Raw genomic sequence first — 19,093 nt, 5'->3', positions numbered from 1 at the left:
TTCAAGGAATATTTTGATGACCGATGCCATCCGTTACGAAATTGGCCAGGACCGGATCGTCGTCCTGACCCTGGACATGCCAGGGCAAAGCGCCAACACCATGAATGCCGTGTACCGCGAGGCGATGGCTGCCTGCGTCGCCCGTTTGACCGCCGAAAGAGATTCGATTGCCGGCGTGATCATCACCTCGGCGAAGAAAACCTTTTTCGCCGGCGGTGACCTCAATGAGCTGATCAAGGTCGGCAAGCCCGAGGCCAAGGCTTTCTACGACATGGTTCTGGGACTAAAGGCGCAGCTGCGCGTTTTGGAAACCTTGGGCAAACCCGTGGTGGCGGCCATCAATGGCGCGGCCCTTGGCGGTGGCTGGGAGATCTGCCTGGCGTGCCATCATCGTGTGGCACTGGAGCATCCATCGCTGCAGATCGGCCTGCCGGAAGTCACCCTTGGCCTCCTGCCGGGCGGCGGTGGGGTGGTGCGAATGGTGCGCCTGCTCGGGTTGGAAAAGGCCTTGCCGTATCTGCTCGAGGGTAAGAAGGTGGGCCCGCAACAGGCGCTGCAGGCGGGTTTGATCGATGAGCTGGCGAAGGACCGCGATGAGCTGCTGGCCAAAGCCCGGGCCTGGATTCTCGCCAACCCCAACGTGGTCCAGCCATGGGACGCGAAGGGCTATCAGATTCCGGGTGGCACGCCGTCGGACCCGAAAGTCGCACAAATGCTGGCGATTGCTCCCTCGATCCTGCGTAACAAGACCCAGGGTTGCCTGCCAGCACCAGAGAAAATTCTCTGCGCCGCGGTGGAGGGCGCCCAGGTGGATTTCGCCACCGCTCACCTGATCGAAACCCGCTACTTCACCGAACTGACCAGCGGCCAGGTGGCCAAGAACCTGATCGGTACCTTCTGGTTCCAGCTCAACGAGATCAAGGCCGGCGGTTCGCGCCCACAGGGTTTTGCGCCGTATCTGACAAAGAAGGTCGGCGTGCTTGGAGCGGGCATGATGGGCGCTGGTATTGCCTACGTCAGCGCCGTGGCCGGCATTGAGGTTGTGCTCAAGGATATCGACCGAAGCGCTGCCGAGAAGGGCAAGGCCCGTTCGGCGATGCTGCTGGACCAGAAAGTCGCTCGCAGCCAGCTTACCGCCGAGCAACGCGAAACCACGCTGGCGCGGATTCACACCACGAACAGCGACGCTGACCTGGCCGGTTGCGATCTGATCATCGAAGCGGTGTTTGAAGACCGCGCCCTCAAAGCCAAGGTGTCGGCTGCCGCTCAGGCAGTGGCGGGGCATGACGCGGTGGTCGCCTCCAACACCTCGACCTTGCCCATCAGCGGTCTGGCCATGGCTGTAGCGGACCCGACGAAGTTTATCGGGCTGCACTTCTTCAGCCCGGTGGAAAAAATGCCCTTGGTGGAAATCATCAAGGGTGCCCGCACCAGCGACGAGACCCTGGCCCGGGGTTTCGATTTCGTCCTGCAGATCAACAAGACGCCGATTGTGGTCAACGACAGTCGCGGTTTCTTTACCTCCCGGGTCTTCGGCACCTTTACCAATGAAGGTATCGCCATGCTTGGCGAGGGCGTGAGTGCGCCGATGATCGAGACCGAAGCGCGCAAGGCCGGGATGCCGGTTGGGCCTCTGGCGGTCTCTGACGAAGTTTCCCTCAGCCTTATGAGCCATATCCGCAAACAAACCGCCCAGGATCTGAAATTGGAGGGGAAAACGCCCGTCGAGCACCCAGCATTCGCCGTGATTGACTTGCTGCTTAACGAATACAAGCGGCCGGGCAAGGCCGCTGGTGCGGGTTTCTATGAATATCCGGCCGGTGGGCCGAAGCACTTGTGGCCGGGACTCAAAAGCCGTTTCGAGAAAGCCGACGGACAGATTTCGCCGCAGGACATCCGTGATCGCCTGCTGTTCATCCAGGCCCTGGAAACCGTGCGCTGTGTGGAGGAAGGCGTGCTCACTTCGACGGCCGAGGCCAATGTCGGTTCGATCTTCGGTATTGGCTTCGCGGCCTGGACCGGTGGTGCGTTGCAGTTCATCAACCAGTACGGCCTGCAGGATTTTGTCGCTCGCGCCCAGTATCTGGCCGAGCAATACGGCGAGCGTTTTTCGCCACCCGCCTTGTTGTTGAACAAAGCCGTCAGGCAGGAACTTTTCTGACATGTTGGGGAGGGGCTTGCCTTGGAACGGTGTTTCAGGGCAGGCTCTGGGGTGTGCAATATTCCCATCATCGTGTCAGGTATTTTTTATGTCGCTACGCATCTGCATTCTGGAAACCGATATCCTGCGTCCGGAACTGGTCGACCAATATCAGGGTTACGGGCAGATGTTCCAGCGCCTGTTTTCACAGCAGCCTGTTGCGGCCGAGTTTACTGTGTACAACGTGATGGAAGGCCATTACCCCAGCGATGATGAGCAGTTCGACGCCTACCTCGTGACCGGTAGCAAGGCTGATTCTTTTGGCACCGATCCGTGGATTCAAACCCTCAAGACTTACCTGCTGGGCCGCTACCAGCGTGGCGACAAGCTGCTGGGCGTGTGTTTCGGCCATCAACTGTTGGCGTTGTTGCTGGGCGGCAAGACCGAACGTGCCACCCAGGGTTGGGGGGTCGGTACCCATCGCTATAAACTCGCGGCCAAGGCGCCGTGGATGAGCCCGGTGATGGAAGAACTGACCCTGCTGATCAGTCATCAGGACCAGGTTACCCAATTACCCGAAAACGCCACGGTCATCGCCTCCAGCGATTTCTGCCCGTTCGCCGCCTATCACATCAACGATCAGGTGCTGTGTTTCCAGGGCCACCCGGAATTCATCCACGACTATTCCCGGGCCTTGTTGGAGATTCGCCAGCAGCATCTCGGCGAGCAGATTTACAGCCAGGGTGTGGCGAGCCTGGCCCACGAGCACCATGGCACCACGGTGGCGGAGTGGATGATGCGTTTCGTTGCTCACAAGCCACAGGCCGAAGCCGCCCAAGGCTAACGTTCACCGATGTCTAATTGGGAGCGAGCCTGCTGGCGATAGCGGTGGATCAGTTGGCATAGGTGATGGATGGGCTGCCCCCATCGCGAGCAGGCTCGCTCCCACAGTTGTTTCTGGGAGCGAGCCTGCTCGCGATGAATGCCCACAAATCCCAGCGAAGAGCGCCCGCCTACAACCACCCCGAACGCTTGAAGCTCCACCACAACGAGGAGCATCCCACCGCAATGACCCCCAGCACGGCAAAATACCCGTATTGCCAGCTCAACTCCGGCATATCCTGGAAGTTCATCCCATAGATCCCGGCCACTGCCGTGGGAAACGCGAGGATCGCCGCCCACGCCGCGAACTTGCGTTGCACCACGCTCTGGCGCGACGCTTCCAGCAACACGCCGACTTCGATGGTCTGGCTGGCGATGTCGGCCAGGGTCGCCAGGTCTTCCATTTGCCGCGTGACATGAATCTGCACATCACGGAAATACGGGCTCATGTTCTTGTCGATGAAGGGGAAGTCGAGTCTCTGCAACTCTTCACTGATCTCCACCATCGGCGCCGCGTAGCGACGCAGGCGCAACACGTCGCGGCGCAAGCTGTGCAGGTTCTGGATATCCCGCTCGTTCAGGGAGCTGCACATGACATTGCGCTCCAGTTCATCGATTTCAGCGTGAATGGCTTCACCCATCGGCTGGTAGTTTTCAATCACGAAATCAAGAATGGCATAGAGGACAAAATCTTCCCCATGTTTCAGCAAAAGAGGACGCGCCTCACAGCGTTGTCGGACGTGGGCGTAGGACGCTGAGTGACCGTTACGGGCGGTGATGATGTAGCCCTTACCGGCAAAGATATGGGTTTCGATGAACTGCAGCTTGCCGTCCTTGCGTATTGGCGAATAGGTGACGATAAACAGCGCATCGCCAAAGGTCTCCAGCTTGGGCCGGCTGTGCTTCTCCATCGCGTCTTCGATCGCCAATTCATGCAGATTGAATTGACGCTGCAGGTTGGTCAGCTCCAGGGCACTGGGCTCTTCCAGGCCGATCCATACAAAATGACCAGGTTTGGCGGCCCAGGCGCTGCCTTCGTCGAGGGTGATATTGGTGACTTTCTTTCCGGCGCTGTATACCGCAGCAGCAACGACTCTACCCATAATGGTGGTTCACTTCTTATTGTGAAAATGGCAGTGGCAGGCAATGTTCAGCTTAGCGCGCCCTGTTGCTTGAGAGTCAGCAAAATCTGCGGAGTTCGACGGCAAAAGAAAACCCGCCGTGGGGCGGGTTTTTCATTCAAGCGGCCTGCAGCTGCCGGTCCAGTGTCGCGATGCACTCGCGCATCAGCTCACGGCACTGGGCGATGAGCTGGGGCATGTCGTCCATACTCAGTCCCGCCGTGGGAATGGCCGGCAGCGAGCGTATGAGAATGTCACCGCTGCGCCAGCGATTGAGCTGCATGTGCTTGATGTAACTGCTGACACACACCGGAACAATCGGCACCCCGGCGGCTATCGCCATCTGAAAGGCGCCTTTCTTGAATGGCAGCAAGTCCTCGCCAAGATTGCGCGTGCCCTCTGGGAACACCCAGATCGACGTATCCTCGTGCTGCAGCGTATGGGTGGTGGTCAGCATCGATCGGCGCGCCTTGATCGCATTGCCCCGGTCGATCAACACGTTGCCCGCCAACCAGAACAGTTGTCCGAACAGCGGCACCCACTTCAGGCTCTTCTTGCCGATGCACACGGTGCGGCGCGGCACCACGTTGCCGAACACGAACAGGTCATAGTTGGATTGGTGGTTGGCGATGATCACGCAGCTCTGCGGTTTATCCACCAGCGTGCTGACCTCAGCCTTCACCCGCAGGCGCAAGATGCACATGGCGGGCAATGCATACAATCTTGCGCATAAACGGCTGTTGTCCGGATTGAACGGTCGGCACAGGCCCAGGATTACACCGAGCATACCCGCTAGGACAAAATGCAGGGCCATCAATGACATACGCAGTACAAACAGCATCTACAGGCCCTATCGGGACAAAAGGTGGCGCAGTGTACGGATGTGCACTGTTTTCGGCAATTGCCGCCATAGAGGTAGGAGATGGAGGATGTTTGAGCGTATGTTTCCGAATGAGGCGACAGAAGCGGGCTAGAGCGGTTGCTGATTTTTAAACGGCGCGCGTAGGAAAAGGCCCTGCCCTGAGGGGGAGCCTGTGGTGAGGGAGCAAGATCCCTCACCACAATGAGCGTGGAAGCCTTGAGTGACGTGGGAGCGTCAGCCCATGTGTTCCTGATCCAGCAGAATCGCGCTGTCCAGCGTTTCCAGCAGGGCTTTGCGAACCTTCAGCTTGGTGTTCTTGTGGGCGGACATGTTGATTTTCTTCAACTGACGCGCCGCTTCCAGAGCTGCGCTCTGCAGTTCTTCTGCCGACACCACCTTGTCGAGGAAACCTGCATCCACCGCGCCCTGTGGGTTGAACATCTCGGCATTGATCACCGAGCGATGAAACGCCGACTTGCGCAGGCGATCACGGGCCAGTTCGATACCCGCATGGTGCATGGTCATGCCGATCTGTACCTCATTCAGGCCAATGCTGAACGGCCCGTCCACACCAATGCGGTAGTCCGCCGACAGCAGCAGGAACGCGCCCTTGGCCACCGCATGCCCGGGGCAAGCGACAACGACAGGGAAGGGGTGTGACAACAGGCGACGGGCCAGGGTCGAACCGGCCGTGACCAGGCTCACCGCTTCCTTGGGACCGGCGGTCATCACCTTCAGATCGTAACCACCCGACAAAATCCCCGGCTGCCCGGTAATGATCACCACCGCCCGATCCGCCGTCGCCTGGTCCAGCGCAACGTTGAACGCGGCGATCACATCCGGCGAAATGGCATTGACCTTGCCGTTGTTCAAGGTCAGGGTCGCGATACCGTCTTCGAGATGGTAGGCAATCAGGTCGCTCATGGCGCTATTCCTTGTAAGAGAAGTGACGCAGACGTTACCCACCGTCGCAGGCCAGGTAAAGCACCGTGACTGACTCACCGGTCAGCCCCAGGCCCCACAAACAACCTGGCCCGCCCAAGCGGCCATGCCTTCATCTATAGTGCAGCGCAGACACAAACCCGGAGATTGGCCGATTTGCCATGCTCCTAGGCGTTTGAAATGCCCAACCGCCTTAACCGCATGAAAATTCTGAAAAAAACCTTTGCCATCGGAAAAGCTTTCGACTACATTAGCGCGCCTCGACAGACTGAACAGTTTGCCGAGATACGGTGAAGTGTCCGAGTGGCTTAAGGAGCACGCCTGGAAAGTGTGTATACAGGAAACTGTATCGAGAGTTCGAATCTCTCCTTCACCGCCACATTCGATACACACAAAGCCCCTGGTTTTCCAAGAAAATCAGGGGCTTTGTGCTTTCTGCCGTCTGAAAAATGACGATATGGGCAATGGCGCCCAGGTGATACGCCCTGAGCGCAAAAGGTGCGAATTTCCTAACCTTGACTCCACCATCGCAATGACTATCCCCGGGTTTAGCCATGCTACAAAAAGGCCTGCTCAACTCCTGGAAAAACACCGATGCCAGCGCTCTCCAACGGCAGGCCCTCCCATCGATTTGGCCTGTTTTGCGTAGCCAGTTTTCTTCTGTCCATTTCTTATGGCGTCACCTTCCTGGTCTCGCTGCTAGTGTCCTCCCTAGGGGGAACTGAGCGCGATGCAGGACAAGTCTTTGCCGTTGCCATGACGAGTACCTTGGTAGCTGTAGTCGGCTCCGGGCATTTGATGCAGCGCGTAGGCGCGGCACCGTGCATGGCCCTTGGCGCCGTATTTCTGGTCATTTCATCAATGGGTTTTGCACTGTTGTCGGGCCTTGGCATTGCCTTGTTGGCTTGTGGATTGATGCTGGGGATCGGATGGGGACTGTTTTACACGGTTGGCCCCATCATGGTGGCCGCGATGGTCGAGCCAGCCAGGCGGACTCATTGCTTCGCGCTTTTGTCTGGCAGCATGTTGACGGGGATCGGCAGCGGCCCTCTCACAGGCAAGTTGGCAAGCTATGCAGGACTACCCATTCAGACGGCTTTCTTCTGTGCTGCGGCCTCGGCGTTGCTGGGTGGTTTGTATTTTTGGTGGTTGAGAGCTGGCTTCGCCGAGTTGGAGCGCCGGTCTGGCGACAAGCTTCGGATGGGGCTGAGATCGGCGACGGATGTTCTACGCTCACGTTCAGCGTTGTCCATTTTGATGGTGGGTCTAGGGGGCGCGATCTTCGGCGGTCTGGGCAGTTTCCAGACAAGTTATGCCGCGAGTCAGGGGCTTGACTACTCCCTGTTTTTCGTCGGTTTCATGGGGGCGGCTATCGCTTGTCGGTTGTTGATTGCCGGGTGGGTGGTCAGTCGTGAGCCATTCGCGACTTCTTGTCTATTGACCACGCTGATGTTGATCGCCGTGACGGGGTTCGGTATGTGGGTCCATGACAGTCTGAGTTATGGGTTGACCGCTGCCATACTTGGGATCGGTTATGGTCTCAACTATTCGGTCATTAATGGCTTGGCGGCCAACGAGGCGCCACCTGGACTGACCGCACAGGCACTCCTGCTTTTCAGTCTCTCCTATTTTATAGGCGTATTCGGGTTTCCCTTTATCGCCGGCAGGCTCATCAGCAGCACGGGCGTGAATGGGATGCTGCTGGGTGTCGGATTGATCGCTTTGCTTGCCTGGGCCCTGAGTGTAAGTCGCTGGCTGGCTGGGCGATTCTGGAAACCAGTATCCCTCTCGGAATGAAGCAAACCTACGAATAAAGTGCCTCGTTGCAGGTTGGTATTTCGTGCGACTCGTACCCTCTAGTCGCGTCAGAACTTTTCGCCAGACAGCATCAGGCAAATTCGCAGCAGTATCGAGCAACAGCATTCAAATGCATGCCGCTAAGGTTCCTCTTCAAGAGCTTCCTACCAACTGCATTGTTATGAGGCAACATCATGACCACACGGATGAGTTCGACTTTGCGCCTTCAGACTGTCGCCCTGTACTGGGTACTTTCAACGAGCCCGGTCTGGGCGTCGGAAACGATGACTCAGGACGCCAATGCGCATAGGGTGCGCCAAGCGTTCACCAACTGGCAGCAAGGCAAAGGCACTGTGTTCGATCTGCTGGCGCCCAACGCCATATGGACCGTGACCGGATCAAGCCCCGTATCGGGTGTATATAACAGCAAAAAAGACTTACTGGAGCAGGCCGTACGCCCCATCACGGCTCGGTTGGCGACCGCGATTTCTCCTACTGTCCAAAGCATTGTTGCCGAGGAGGACGTCGTGGTCGTTCTGTGGAGCGGTGAAGCAACCGCATTGGATCGCCAACCCTACAACAACACCTACTTGTGGCACATGACATTCAAGGATGGCCAGATCACGGAGGTAAAAGCTTTTCTGGACACTTATGTGTTGAACGACCTTATGCGTCGCGTACAACCTGTGCGGCAATAAATAACGCTATGTTCCCGACATTCCAGGTACATCCATGTTTATCTTGCGCCAGGCCGCTTCGGAAAAGCTGTAGACCGAAAACGCGATCAGCCCCAACGCCATCACCATTAAAACCACGCCACCGGCCGGCAGGTTTTGCAGTGCATCGAGGGCGTCTTTCATGCCGGGTGGGTCCATGGCTTTATAAGTCGAGCCGCTGATGATGAGCAGCAGGGCGATTTCAATGAAGACGACGCCACGGGCGATTAGACCGAAGCGTGACACCGGGCGCACATAGCGCATGACGTCCTCGTCAGCTTCGAAGTACTTCTCGAACGACGCCTTCCAGCCCTTGATGATATGAGCAATGCCGACGCCAAGCGGTATCAGTGCGATGAGGTAAATCAGCACATTCGAGTGATCCCAGGACAGCAGGCGCGCCAGTAGATCCTGGGTCTGATCGCTGCCTGAGCCGCCCGAGCCTTTGAGGCCACTGATCAGCAAACCCAACGCAAAAAATGCCAGTGCGCCATTGATCAAACCTCCAGCCAACAAACCTGCCCGAATCACCAAGCCTTTGAGTTCTTTACCGTGATGATCGACATCACGGGTTGCCTGCAACACACGCCACCCGGCGAAGGCAAGTAGACCCATCACCACCAGGCCGACTAAAGCATGGCCGAATGGCTGGCTCAACAATACTTCCAGGCTGCTGTGACTATCCTTCGATTTGCTCGAGTCTTGCGCCGCCAGCAAGGCGAAGATGCCGATGATCAGATAAATGACGCCTCGAGCGGCATAACCGCCCCGCGCAAGTAAAACCAGGCTTTGATGTGGGGACATAGGCTTGAATTCCGATAGGTCATACAGGAGCAGACCTATGGCGTTGTACGGGGTTCGATTGGCATTTCCATGAAGCCGTTGGCTTTTCCACACAGCGCAACCCAAAAGCTACGCTTGATCCAGAACAAAAAACCGGAAATGGCTAGTCTTTTCTGAACCCGAACGCCACTCACCCACAGGTTTCACCAACGCTTTGCCGAACATAATAATTGTCGAACTCACTGCTTTCGACGAATTGGAAGCCGTGGCGGATGTAAAAGCGATTCGAGGCGCTTTCTTTAAGGGCGCCAACCCTTATCGGGAGCGCGGCTGCATCCGCTTCCTTGAAAATATGATCGAGAACAGCAGAGCCTATTCCTGACCCTTGCGCATCTGGTTTCACATACAAGTGGTCAAGCAAGAGCTCGCTGTTGTGATGCTTGACCACAACGAATCCAACCCTCCTTCCCGACACCTCGATGTGGCGCGTGTAGCGAGGTTCGAAACCACTGAGAAATCGCTCGCGTGCGCGTATCGGATCAAATCGCCCCACACGCTCCAGACTTTCGCGCATGGCCTCGATTCGAATATTCACCAGAGAGTCCGAGTCGCTTTGTTGAGCGGGGACCAAAATGACTGGAGGGTTTTGATTGGGCTTGAGGGACATTATTCATGCTCTGGTTTTCGTCCGGGAAGCCAGCATAGATAACCTGATGATGCCGGCTCATGGCGTGGAATATAGCTAGCTGTTGTTCAATGGCAACTGCGGACTGTCCGGATTAAGTTGCTGGCGCCTGAACTGCCCCGGCGGTTGCCCATGTATCTGGCGAAAGCGCCGCGAGAAATAAGCCTCGTCGGCAAACCCGCACAACCTCGCCACTTCGCCCACCGGACGCGTGCCGTTGAGTAAATAATTACGTGCCGCGTGCATCCTGCGTTCGAGCACCAGTTCGGTGAAGGTCTTGCCGATTTCCTTGCGCAGCCAGTGAGTCAGGTACGTGGGGGACAAGTACGTCGCGGCAGCCACCTTGATCAGGTTGAGGTCGGGGTCGGCGATGTTCTTGCGCAGGTATTCGGACATTCTGCTCAGCGCGTCGCGTCGGCTGACTTCAGCGGCGTTTTCTTCGGCCAGGCGCTTGAGCGGCTCGGCATACAAGGCGCAGACGCTGCCGATCAATTGCAGCAACAAGCCCTTGAGCATCTCGCGGGTACCGAACTGACGGTTCTCGTCCAGGACCCGCATCTGTTCGATCAGGGCGCAGACTTTGGCGAAATCCGCATCGCCCAGAATGAAGTCCAGGTGCTCCTGGAAGCGGAACGGCGACAGCTCGGGCGCCAGGAGAATCGAGACCTCTTCCAGATCCATAGGGTCACACTGCAAATGCGGCAGCAGGAAGGTCTGGGAAAAATTGATCACCATGAAGTTGCTGTCGGCCGGGTGCGGAATCACATGCACGCGGTGAGGCAGGATGAAGGCCAGGGTGTTGCGCGGAAATGGCCGTTCAACGTTACCGATGTGCTGCACGGTGTCGCCGCCGAGGTTGATCTGGATCTGGAAGTACTCGTGGCGATGCGGGCTGGTTTCGGCGCGTCGGCCCTTTTTGTCGCGGATGTAAAAGTCCGTCAATTCGCTGCGTTGCTGCATGACGTAGGTGGGGACTCGGCTCGGTGATGGCATCTCCTGGGAATCCTCTACAGGTACATGGCGATGACTATGATGAGGATTGTGACGGCGCATCTGGCCGATTTTCAAGAACTTATACGATGACGAGGCGCGGCAGGTGAATTTTCTGCCTCCTGCGTAGAAAGGAGGCTTGTCCAAAAAAACACAGGTAAGGAATGGTATTTTTTCATTAAAAATCAAATTGTTATTTTTGTTTTTCACGGAAAAAGGAAAAAACTGCAGATTTGATTTTTTTGGACAGGTGTCTGCGTCGCAGTTTCTTCCGGGAAAAATGATCTAACACCTCGGTTGATTTTGGATGGTTGTACGACCACTGTTGGAGCCACGCAACCCGACCCGTATCCAAAAACAAATCCAAAAAGGTGCGCACATCATGAAGCTGTTTCGATTCTTCGCTGACCCTCCCGCCGTCTCCCTCGACAGATCCTGTTGCAGAGTGTTTTCGAACACCTGACACCCGCTGTCCGCGCCTCCCATTCCAATAGCGATTGCTTCTGCCCCGGTATCGAGGGCAATGGCTTCGGCTGCTCGTAAACATTTCGACGCTTCTAACAATAACGAGGTTTTCCATGTCGAATTCCCACACCTCCCAGACCACCGCAGCGCCGGTGATTGCCAGCGCCCGGGACGCCGTAGTGCCCGGGCGACTGCCATCGCGTCGGCGTTGGTTCATGCTCTCGTTGCTGCTGATTGCGACGATCATCAACTACATCGACCGGGTGAATATTTCGATTGCCGCGCCGTTCCTGGCCAAGGACCTGGGCCTGGACAAGATCGAAATGGGCCTGATTTTTTCCGCGTTCGCCTGGACTTATGCGATCGCATTGGTGCCTGCCGGATTCATTGCCGATCGCTTCGGTTCCCGGTTCACCTACGGGGTATCGCTGATCAGTTGGTCGACCGTTACCGTGTGCCAAGGTTTGGCCACGGGGTTCGCTTCGCTGTTCGGTCTGCGCCTGGCCGTCGGTGCGATGGAAGCACCGGCATTTCCAGCCAACAGCCGTGCGGTCACGGTGTGGTTTCCGGCGCGGGAGCGGGGCTTGGCCAGCAGCATCTACGTGTGCGGTCAGTATTTGGGGACGGCGCTGTTTACCGGTGCGCTGCTCTGGCTGGCGACCACCTACGACTGGCGTCATGTGTTCTACAGCACCGGCGCACTCGGCATCGTTTTCGGTGTGGCCTGGCTGTTCCTGTATCGCGACCCGATGAACTGCAAGAAAGTCAGCAAGGAAGAGTTGAAGTACATCGAGGCCGGGGGAGGGCTGGTCAAGAGCAGTCAGGAACGCACCCGGTTCAACTGGCGGCAGATCGCCGAGTTGTTCAGCTATCGGCAGGTCTGGGCGATTTGCATCGGTAAGTTCGCCAGCACGTCGGCGCTGTACTTCTTTCTCACCTGGTTCCCCACCTACCTGATCGAAGAGCGTCAACTGACCATGATCAAAGCCGGGATCTTCGCCGTGCTGCCGTTCGTGGGGGCGACGGTGGGCATTCTGCTCGCCGGGATCGTTTCCGACTTGCTGATCCGCCGCGGCTATTCGCTGTCCTTCGCCCGCAAGTTGCCGTTGGTGGTCGGGTCGATGTTGGGTATGTCCATTGTTTTGGTGAATTTCACCGATTCGAACGTGATCTGCATCGCCGTGCTGACGATCGCCTTCTTCGCCCAAGGTATTGCTTCGTCTTCGTGGGCGGCGGTGTCGGAAGTTGCCCCCAAGGAACTGATCGGCCTGACCGGTGGGATCACCAGCCTGGCCGCCAATATCGGTGGCATCGTCACCCCCATCGTGATTGGCGCGATTGTCCACAAGACCGGCTCATTCGCCTTGGCCTTCTGGTTCATCGGTGGCGTAGCGCTGATTGGCACCTTGTCCTATTCGTTGCTGCTCGGCCGTTTGTACCGCATTGAACTCAAGGTGCGCTGAGCCCGAAAAAAGCTGTTTTTCTCCAACACGAGGCGGCATTCCTCCAACTTCACCAAGGATTGCCGCCGTACGCTGACGCTTCTATCAGGACTTTTACCAGGATGAATATGCTTGAGTACGTCTTTACTCCGGACCTGCCAGTGACCCTGCCGGTGGTCGGCACCCAGCAGCGGTTTCCCGTTGGGCGAGTCTTTTGCGTTGGCCGCAATTATCCCTGGCCAGACACCCAGGGCCAGTCCCGCCAGCCGCCGGTGTTCTTCATGAAACCGGCCAGCAGCGTGGTAGAGGCGGTCGGTGAAGTGGCGTTTCCATCGCTGACCGAGGAGTTCGTTCACGAAATCGAATTGGTCGTGGCCATCGGTGAGGGCGGCGCCCATATCCCCGAGAGCCAGGCGCTGGCTTATGTCTGGGGCTACGCTGCGGGTCTGGACCTGACCCGGCGCGATGTCCAGCGCATGGCCAAGCGCAACGGTTTGCCGTGGGAGGGCGCCAAGGTATTCGACGGCGCCGCGCCAATGACCGCCATCGTGCCGGTCTCGCGGGCGGGGCATCCCGAGGGTGAGTTGTGGCTGAACGTGAACGGCGAAGAGCGCCAGCGCGACAGCCTCGACAGTCAGATCTGGTCGGTCAGTGAAGTCATCGCCCGCATCTCCCAGTCGGTGGCGTTGCGGGCAGGCGACCTGATCATGACCGGCAGCCCGGCCGGCGTCGATGCGCTACAGCCCGGCGATGTCATCAGCGCCGGCATCGATGGCATCGGCCAACTGCAAATGCGCGTCGGTCAGCGACCTTGAGCCCGACGCTCGTCTTACTGATTCGAGAGAGGAAGGAACAGCATGTCGAACACATTGAAAGTGGCTTTGGTGACCGGTGCTGGCAGCGGGATTGGCCGTGCGGTGGCCCTGGGCCTGATGGAAGACGGCTACACGTTGGTATTGGCCGGCCGCCGGCCAGAGCCCTTGCAGGCGTTGGCCGAGTTGGCGGCCAGCCAGGGCCGCGAAGCCCTGGCGGTCTCCACCGATGTGCGCGACCCAGTCAGTGTCGATGCATTGTTTGCAACCATCGCCGAGGTCTACGGACGCCTGGACGTGGTGTTCAACAACGCCGGGGTCAATGCCCCCGCTGTGCCGTTGGACGAACTGACGTTCGAACAGTGGCGAAACGTGATCGACACCAACCTCAACGGCGTTTTCCTTTGCGCCCGTGGCGCCTTCGGTCTGATGCGCCGGCAACAGCCCCAGGGCGGACGGATCATCAACAACGGTTCGATCTCGGCCCACACTCCGCGGCCGTTCAGCAGCGCCTACACCGCCAGTAAACACGCGGTGCTGGGGCTGACCAAATCCCTGGCCCTGGACGGGCGCGAGTACAACATCGCCTGCAGCCAGATCGACATTGGCAATGCCCTCACCGAAATGTCCGTGCGCATGACCAAAGGCGTGCGCCAGGCCAACGGCACTATCGCGGTGGAACCGATGGTGGACGTCAAGCACGTGGCCGATGCGGTGCGCTACATCGCCGGCCTGCCGTTGTCGGCCAACGTTTTGAACATGACGGTCATGGCCACGGCCATGCCGTTTGCCGGTCGCGGTTGAGCCGGTTTTTTATTCGCTATACGAGGTTTTTATGAAGCCAGAAGTCCTACAGCTCAGCCCGATCCTGATCCCTGAAATCAACGCCCGGCTCAGCGAGCTGTTCACGATACGACGCTATTTCGAACAGACCGACAAACAAGCCTATCTACAAAAGCACGGTGCCAATATTCGTGGCGTGATCACTGGCGGGCATACCGGCATCAGCCAGGCGCTCATGGCGCAACTGCCCAAACTGGAAGTGGTGGCGGTCAACGGCGTCGGTACCGATGCCGTTGACCTGGCCTACGCCAGGGATCGCGGAATCCGCGTGACCGCCACCATCGGCGCGCTGACCGAGGACGTTGCCGACCTGGCCATCGGCTTATTGATCGCCGTGTGCCGCGGCCTCTGCACGAGTGATCGCTACGTACGTTCAGGCCAATGGCCCCACAGCCCGACGCCATTGGCACCGCTGCCATTGGCCCGCCAAGTGTCCGGCATGCGCATCGGTATCGTCGGCATGGGCCGGGTCGGCCGCGCCGTGGCCACCCGCGCCGCCGCGTTCGGTTGTCCGATCAGTTACACCGACCTGCAACCGATGAGTGATGTGAGCCACACCTTCGTCGCCGACCTCAAACAACTGGCCCGCGACAGCGACGCCCTGATCCTCGCGGCCGCCGCCGACAAGGCCGAAGCCATCATCGACGCCCAGGTGCTGCAAGCCCTGGGCAAGGGGGGCTACTTGATCAACGTGGCCCGGGGCAAACTGGTCAACGAGGCCGACCTGGTAGCGGCACTCAGCACCGGTGACATCGCCGGCGCGGCGCTGGATGTGTTTGTCGATGAACCGAACGTGCCCGAGGCGCTGTTTGGCAATGAGCGGGTGGTGCTGCAACCGCACCGCGCGAGTGCGACGTTGCAGACCCGCACGCGGATGGGGGAGATGGTGGTGGCGAGTCTGGCGGATAGTTTTGCTGGGAAAGTGCCGCAGGGGTGTGTGACGGGGTGAGGGGGCACTTCAGGAAGGTTGCGCGACGGCCAGTCGATGAATTTGCTGTGTTGAGCCAGAAGCAGAGGTAAGGTCTATGGTGTTGTGATGGTTTGTGCTTACCCGTGCAGTAAAAAAACAAAATAATGAAAAAGGCCAGTGGCGGCTTCGAAGGCCGTAGAAAGACAGTCAAAGACCCCGACAAGGGGTAGGACAATTGTGAGGTCATGGCTCATGGCAAAAATCCAAGAGGTCGCCCAGATCGGCTTCTCATCGCAAGCCAACACCTACGCAGCAGGGCGCCCTAGCTATCCAGTCGAACTCAGTACCTGGCTGACCAAAGAGTTAGGCGTTATTCCGGGATCGGCGGTTATCGATTTAGGGGCCGGCACTGGCAAATTCACTCGATTGTTGAAGTCCATGGGGATCGACGTTGTTGCAGTCGAACCTGTTGAGGCCATGCGAACCGAGTTTGCCAAAAGTTTACCGGACGTCGGGATCGTGGAGGGGACGGCTGAATGTATTCCGTTCGGATCTGGAGCAGCGCAAGCGCTGGTATGTGCCCAGGCCTTCCATTGGTTTGCCAATGAAAAGGCTCTGGCCGAGATTCACCGAGTGCTCAGACCGAACGGTCGACTGGGGCTGATCTGGAACGTACGTGATGAGACGGTCGACTGGGTGGCAGCTATCACTGACATCATTACTCCGTACGAAGGCGATGCTCCGCGTTTTCACACCGGGGCGTGGCGGTCACCCTTCACCGGAAACTATTTCTCGGCTCCCGAGCTGACCTGCTTCCAATACACACACTCAGGTACTGCCAAGGAAGTCATCATCGATCGGTTCCTGTCGGTGAGCTTCATCGCCGCCCTGCCTCCTGCCGAAAGGGCGAAGGTGACCGAGCAGTTGCAGCAGCTTATCGACACTCACCCATCCTTGCGAGGGCGTGAAATTATTGAGTTCCCCTATCAAACCCAAGCCTACGCATGTCGCCGTTTGGATTGATTGCTGAGCTGATCGGGGCGCGGGCATCCGACGACGAAACCACAGGTCAAGTAGTGTCGCGAACAAGACCACGGCAAGGGTCAACCCGGCGGCGATATTTGTGTGGGCGTTGATCATCAAGCCGGTTCTCCCACCCATTGACTGGCAACTGCTCCAGGTCAGGACAGGCATTGCAGCGAGCCCTCGAACCCTCTATAAAATCCCGCGCTGACAGCACGACCTTCTTCATCGTCGTTGCTTCTGGATATCTGACCCGCATGGAGCATCATCGTGAGCCAACCGCCGCGCCCCCTCAACTTCCGGATTAACGTTTGCCTGGGCAACATGTCGTTCCGCGTGCTGCTACGTGCCTTGGGCGTCAGCATCCTGGCCCTGCTCAGCGGATGTGGCGCGTTGACGGATGTCCGCTCTTTTTCCACGCCCTATTCAACGCCTGACGGTGGCGAGACCGCACGCTTGCGGGTAATCAGCGACGGCATGGTCAGGGGCGTGCCCAAGTCCGATTGCGTCGACTTCCGCCTGCCGGGTGCAGGCGTCATGGTGGCGTTCCGGGATGGCTACGCTAATCGCAACGGAGAAAGCCTGGGCATGCCGGTTACCGGCGAGCCCCCATCTTCTACGGTTATGACTGAGCTGTCAGTGCCAGCCGGCCGGCCCATTGCCTTTCATTACATCGGTGCTCGCTGCTACAACATGTTCAGCTTTGTCCCCAAGGCAGGCGTGGATTACCAGTTGGACGCCGCAGGGCTTTATAAGTGTGCTGTGACGCTCCAACAAGCGCCCGTGGGGACCGGCACGTTTTCCCCTTCACCCTTGAAGGAAAGCAAACTGTGCAAGGTGACGGATAACTTTTAGCGTTGTTTGCCAAGGACGCCATAACGTTTGAAAAGGAGCTTCATGATGGAAAACAGGGAACAATCGAGGTTTCTGGCTGGCGCCCCAATGGCAGGGGAAGGGTTATATGCGCGAGGCCTGCGAGGTGATCAACGCCTATTGGTTTGAAGTGTTGGAGCGCCCCGTCATGCAAGTGCCCAAGGCGGTGGGCAATCATGCTTCACGTAAAGTTTCGGAGCATGAAGGCATGCGCATGATTGCGACGCAGCGGGGGGATTTTGTGAGTGGGTCGTCGCTTAAGGAGGTTTGGGAAATGACGCGTGAGGAATGGCTTGAGAGAAGACCTGTGCCCAGGTCTCATTGAGTGAATGAGGCGTGAGCCACCGATGTGAGTGGTCTTGATGTCACACCAAGACTTTATCGTCAGCAACAATCAAGGAAGAAAACATGCAACCGTTACTCAATCGAATCATGCTGTACGTCCGGGACGTTCAAGCGACCTGTGATTTTTACGCGCGTCATTTCGGCTTTGCCTGTGAAAAACAGGCCGATGATCGTGTCACCGAATTGAGGCCTGCAAACGGTGGCGCGATTCTGATGGTTCACCCGGCAGGGAAGAGCGTTAAAACAGGACAAGTCACCGTCAAGCTTGTCTTTGATACCCAGGACGTCGAGGGCTTCAAGGAACAGTGCGAGGCCCAAGGCCTGAAGTTTGGCGCTACGCACAAGGCCGACGGTTATTCCTTCGCCAACGCCAAAGACCCTGACGGGAATTCCATTTCTATTTCCAGTAGAGCGTTTGCATGCCGCTGAACTTTCACAAGATGCATGCCAATGGCGATGATTTCGTGATCGTCGACTCGCGGGATTCAGCCAACCCCATCACAAGTGCCCTGGTTCGGCGAATGGGGGATCGGAACCGCGGTGTTGGCTTCAATCAACTCGCGGTGCTGCTCGATTGCGACGATGCGCACGCCCGCGTGATGTTCTGGAATGCAGATGGTTCCGCGCTGGATGTTTGCGGCAGTGCAACACGAGGTGCCGCAGATATGCTCATGCGCGAATCAAGTACTACTTCGATAACGCTACGTACCAAGCGTGGTCTGCTCACCTGCGAGCGAATGGCAAACGGCGAAATTGCTGTCGACATGGGACTGCCGCTTTTGGGTTGGTCGGACATTCCCTTGGCCCGGGAGCTGGACACCGCTGCTTTGCCACTTGCAGGCGGCCCTGCGGCCTGCAGCATGGGAAATCCGCACTGCACCTATTTTGTAGATGACTTGGCCGCCATTGATATCGCGACGATCGGACCGGCAATCGAAACCAACGCTCTATTTCCACTCAAGACCAACGTTCATTTCGTTCAGATCATTGATCGCTCCCATATCCGGTTACGCATATGGGAGCGTGGAGCGGGTGTTGCGCTGGGTTCTGGTTCTTGCTCATGTGGTGCTGCTGTCAACGGTATTCGGCGTGGCTTGTTGGACAGTTCAGTTGAGGTTGAATGTGACGGTGGAAGTGTGACGGTTCAGTGGGATGGTGTGGGGCCGGTCTTTCTCATTGGGCCGGTGGAGGTGAGTTTTTCGGGGATGACCGCAGATAGCTTATTAACAGCAACAGCGTGACAAACAGAGGCCGATCCCAATCGGCCTACGCAGCTTTAGAGCTGGCTGCCAGTTGTTCAAGAGCCCGTTGTGTATCGCGAAATTTTTCGTCGAGCCGGGCCTGGATTTCCGGCGTTGCGTTTGTGACCTGAATTCTGCCGGCAGTCGCTGTGCCACTCTCCAAGGCCTTTCTGAGGTTATCCACGTACGGCAGTGAACGTAAGGTGCTTCCTATCATGTTG

General features: G+C 57.8%; 19 protein-coding genes, 1 tRNA gene and 1 pseudogene. 14 read left to right on the top strand and 7 right to left on the bottom strand.

What is annotated here, in order from left to right:
• The first annotated feature begins 16 nt into the window (after positions 1-16).
• Entirely contained in the window at positions 17-2,161 is a 2,145-nt protein-coding gene (locus tag SGN16_RS20725; RefSeq protein ID WP_335945824.1) for a 3-hydroxyacyl-CoA dehydrogenase NAD-binding domain-containing protein, read from the top strand.
• A gap of 88 nt (positions 2,162-2,249) precedes the next feature.
• Positions 2,250-2,984 (top strand): amidotransferase, encoded by a 735-nt coding sequence (locus SGN16_RS20720; protein ID WP_210639770.1) that lies wholly within the window; start codon positions 2,250-2,252, stop codon positions 2,982-2,984.
• Between the two features lie 169 nt (positions 2,985-3,153).
• On the opposite strand, the gene SGN16_RS20715 is transcribed toward SGN16_RS20720, so the two are convergent.
• The 3 genes from SGN16_RS20715 to SGN16_RS20705 all read right to left on the bottom strand — a co-directional run bounded on the left by SGN16_RS20715 (position 3,154) and on the right by SGN16_RS20705 (position 5,929).
• Complete coding sequence (locus SGN16_RS20715; protein ID WP_092204682.1) at positions 3,154-4,125, bottom strand: magnesium and cobalt transport protein CorA; 972 nt, start codon at positions 4,123-4,125, stop codon at positions 3,154-3,156.
• 136 nt (positions 4,126-4,261) lie between these two features.
• Positions 4,262-4,984 carry a 1-acylglycerol-3-phosphate O-acyltransferase gene (locus SGN16_RS20710; RefSeq protein ID WP_210639769.1) on the bottom strand — a complete coding sequence of 241 codons (723 nt, stop codon included), beginning with the start codon at positions 4,982-4,984 and terminating at the stop codon, positions 4,262-4,264.
• A 255-nt stretch (positions 4,985-5,239) separates the two neighbouring features.
• Positions 5,240-5,929: a crotonase/enoyl-CoA hydratase family protein gene (locus SGN16_RS20705; RefSeq protein WP_210639768.1), complete on the bottom strand. Its 690-nt coding sequence runs from the start codon at positions 5,927-5,929 to the stop codon at positions 5,240-5,242.
• Between the two features lie 307 nt (positions 5,930-6,236).
• Between SGN16_RS20705 and SGN16_RS20700 the strand changes: the two genes are divergently transcribed.
• The 3 genes from SGN16_RS20700 (at position 6,237) to SGN16_RS20690 (ending at position 8,442) form a co-directional block, all read left to right on the top strand.
• Positions 6,237-6,326: transfer RNA gene (locus tag SGN16_RS20700), tRNA-Ser, on the top strand.
• A gap of 215 nt (positions 6,327-6,541) precedes the next feature.
• Positions 6,542-7,744 carry an MFS transporter gene (locus tag SGN16_RS20695; protein WP_335945823.1) on the top strand — a complete coding sequence of 401 codons (1,203 nt, stop codon included), beginning with the start codon at positions 6,542-6,544 and terminating at the stop codon, positions 7,742-7,744.
• Positions 7,745-7,950: 206 nt separating this feature from the next.
• Positions 7,951-8,442: a nuclear transport factor 2 family protein gene (locus SGN16_RS20690; RefSeq protein ID WP_335945822.1), complete on the top strand. Its 492-nt coding sequence runs from the start codon at positions 7,951-7,953 to the stop codon at positions 8,440-8,442.
• 6 nt (positions 8,443-8,448) lie between these two features.
• Here SGN16_RS20690 and SGN16_RS20685 read toward each other — a convergent pair whose 3' ends face one another.
• The 4 genes from SGN16_RS20685 to SGN16_RS20670 form a co-directional block, all read right to left on the bottom strand.
• On the bottom strand, positions 8,449-9,264 hold the full coding sequence (locus SGN16_RS20685; protein ID WP_335945858.1) for a DUF1206 domain-containing protein: 816 nt from the start codon (positions 9,262-9,264) through the stop codon (positions 8,449-8,451).
• Positions 9,265-9,433: 169 nt separating this feature from the next.
• Complete coding sequence (locus SGN16_RS20680; RefSeq protein WP_210639767.1) at positions 9,434-9,910, bottom strand: GNAT family N-acetyltransferase; 477 nt, start codon at positions 9,908-9,910, stop codon at positions 9,434-9,436.
• Positions 9,911-9,985: 75 nt separating this feature from the next.
• Positions 9,986-10,921 carry an AraC family transcriptional regulator gene (locus tag SGN16_RS20675; RefSeq protein ID WP_210639766.1) on the bottom strand — a complete coding sequence of 312 codons (936 nt, stop codon included), beginning with the start codon at positions 10,919-10,921 and terminating at the stop codon, positions 9,986-9,988.
• Positions 10,922-11,111: 190 nt separating this feature from the next.
• Entirely contained in the window at positions 11,112-11,498 is a 387-nt protein-coding gene (locus SGN16_RS20670; RefSeq protein WP_210639765.1) for a hypothetical protein, read from the bottom strand.
• On the opposite strand from SGN16_RS20670, the gene SGN16_RS20665 reads away from it, so the two are divergent.
• The 9 genes and pseudogenes from SGN16_RS20665 to dapF all read left to right on the top strand — a co-directional run bounded on the left by SGN16_RS20665 (position 11,497) and on the right by dapF (position 18,872).
• On the top strand, positions 11,497-12,846 hold the full coding sequence (locus SGN16_RS20665; protein WP_210639764.1) for an MFS transporter: 1,350 nt from the start codon (positions 11,497-11,499) through the stop codon (positions 12,844-12,846). The genes SGN16_RS20670 and SGN16_RS20665 overlap by 2 nt on opposite strands.
• Positions 12,847-12,947: 101 nt before the next feature.
• The gene (locus SGN16_RS20660; RefSeq protein ID WP_210639763.1) at positions 12,948-13,640 is read left to right on the top strand and encodes a fumarylacetoacetate hydrolase family protein; all 693 of its coding nucleotides are present in this window, start codon (positions 12,948-12,950) and stop codon (positions 13,638-13,640) included.
• Between the two features lie 42 nt (positions 13,641-13,682).
• Positions 13,683-14,441, top strand: coding sequence for an SDR family oxidoreductase (locus tag SGN16_RS20655; RefSeq protein WP_210639762.1), 759 nt, complete (start codon positions 13,683-13,685; stop codon positions 14,439-14,441).
• 31 nt (positions 14,442-14,472) lie between these two features.
• A complete protein-coding gene (locus SGN16_RS20650) occupies positions 14,473-15,429 on the top strand; it encodes a 2-hydroxyacid dehydrogenase (protein WP_335945821.1) in 957 nt (318 codons plus the stop codon).
• 213 nt (positions 15,430-15,642) lie between these two features.
• The gene (locus SGN16_RS20645; protein ID WP_335945820.1) at positions 15,643-16,413 is read left to right on the top strand and encodes a class I SAM-dependent methyltransferase; all 771 of its coding nucleotides are present in this window, start codon (positions 15,643-15,645) and stop codon (positions 16,411-16,413) included.
• 270 nt (positions 16,414-16,683) lie between these two features.
• The gene (locus SGN16_RS20640; RefSeq protein WP_335945819.1) at positions 16,684-17,268 is read left to right on the top strand and encodes a hypothetical protein; all 585 of its coding nucleotides are present in this window, start codon (positions 16,684-16,686) and stop codon (positions 17,266-17,268) included.
• A 55-nt stretch (positions 17,269-17,323) separates the two neighbouring features.
• A pseudogene (locus tag SGN16_RS20635) lies at positions 17,324-17,611 on the top strand (GNAT family N-acetyltransferase); the annotation flags it as partial.
• A gap of 83 nt (positions 17,612-17,694) precedes the next feature.
• Entirely contained in the window at positions 17,695-18,060 is a 366-nt protein-coding gene (locus SGN16_RS20630; RefSeq protein ID WP_210639759.1) for a VOC family protein, read from the top strand.
• A complete protein-coding gene (gene dapF, locus SGN16_RS20625; protein ID WP_335945818.1) occupies positions 18,051-18,872 on the top strand; it encodes a diaminopimelate epimerase in 822 nt (273 codons plus the stop codon). Before SGN16_RS20630 ends, dapF begins: the two co-directional genes overlap by 10 nt.
• Positions 18,873-19,093 lie beyond the last annotated feature (221 nt).

The sequence above is a fragment of the Pseudomonas sp. G166 genome (assembly GCF_037027455.2).
Taxonomy (GTDB): Bacteria; Pseudomonadota; Gammaproteobacteria; order Pseudomonadales; family Pseudomonadaceae; genus Aquipseudomonas.
The sequence above is the reverse complement of the archived record's forward strand: the minus strand, read 5'-3'. Positions and strand labels throughout refer to the sequence as shown.

Excerpts from the sequence above, each read along its gene's own strand:
- SGN16_RS20715 (WP_092204682.1), bottom strand. The coding sequence starts at position 4,125 with ATGGGTAGAGTCGTTGCTGCTGCGGTATACAGCGCCGGAAAGAAAGTC.
- SGN16_RS20710 (WP_210639769.1), bottom strand. The coding sequence starts at position 4,984 with ATGCTGTTTGTACTGCGTATGTCATTGATGGCCCTGCATTTTGTCCTA.
- dapF (WP_335945818.1), top strand. The coding sequence starts at position 18,051 with ATGCCGCTGAACTTTCACAAGATGCATGCCAATGGCGATGATTTCGTG.
- SGN16_RS20680 (WP_210639767.1), bottom strand. The coding sequence starts at position 9,910 with ATGTCCCTCAAGCCCAATCAAAACCCTCCAGTCATTTTGGTCCCCGCT.
- SGN16_RS20670 (WP_210639765.1), bottom strand. The coding sequence starts at position 11,498 with ATGGAAAACCTCGTTATTGTTAGAAGCGTCGAAATGTTTACGAGCAGC.
- SGN16_RS20650 (WP_335945821.1), top strand. The coding sequence starts at position 14,473 with ATGAAGCCAGAAGTCCTACAGCTCAGCCCGATCCTGATCCCTGAAATC.
- SGN16_RS20720 (WP_210639770.1), top strand. The coding sequence starts at position 2,250 with ATGTCGCTACGCATCTGCATTCTGGAAACCGATATCCTGCGTCCGGAA.
- SGN16_RS20705 (WP_210639768.1), bottom strand. The coding sequence starts at position 5,929 with ATGAGCGACCTGATTGCCTACCATCTCGAAGACGGTATCGCGACCCTG.
- SGN16_RS20630 (WP_210639759.1), top strand. The coding sequence starts at position 17,695 with ATGCAACCGTTACTCAATCGAATCATGCTGTACGTCCGGGACGTTCAA.
- SGN16_RS20695 (WP_335945823.1), top strand. The coding sequence starts at position 6,542 with ATGCCAGCGCTCTCCAACGGCAGGCCCTCCCATCGATTTGGCCTGTTT.
- SGN16_RS20685 (WP_335945858.1), bottom strand. The coding sequence starts at position 9,264 with ATGTCCCCACATCAAAGCCTGGTTTTACTTGCGCGGGGCGGTTATGCC.
- SGN16_RS20725 (WP_335945824.1), top strand. The coding sequence starts at position 17 with ATGACCGATGCCATCCGTTACGAAATTGGCCAGGACCGGATCGTCGTC.
- SGN16_RS20675 (WP_210639766.1), bottom strand. The coding sequence starts at position 10,921 with ATGCCATCACCGAGCCGAGTCCCCACCTACGTCATGCAGCAACGCAGC.
- SGN16_RS20665 (WP_210639764.1), top strand. The coding sequence starts at position 11,497 with ATGTCGAATTCCCACACCTCCCAGACCACCGCAGCGCCGGTGATTGCC.
- SGN16_RS20690 (WP_335945822.1), top strand. The coding sequence starts at position 7,951 with ATGAGTTCGACTTTGCGCCTTCAGACTGTCGCCCTGTACTGGGTACTT.
- SGN16_RS20645 (WP_335945820.1), top strand. The coding sequence starts at position 15,643 with ATGGCAAAAATCCAAGAGGTCGCCCAGATCGGCTTCTCATCGCAAGCC.
- SGN16_RS20660 (WP_210639763.1), top strand. The coding sequence starts at position 12,948 with ATGAATATGCTTGAGTACGTCTTTACTCCGGACCTGCCAGTGACCCTG.
- SGN16_RS20655 (WP_210639762.1), top strand. The coding sequence starts at position 13,683 with ATGTCGAACACATTGAAAGTGGCTTTGGTGACCGGTGCTGGCAGCGGG.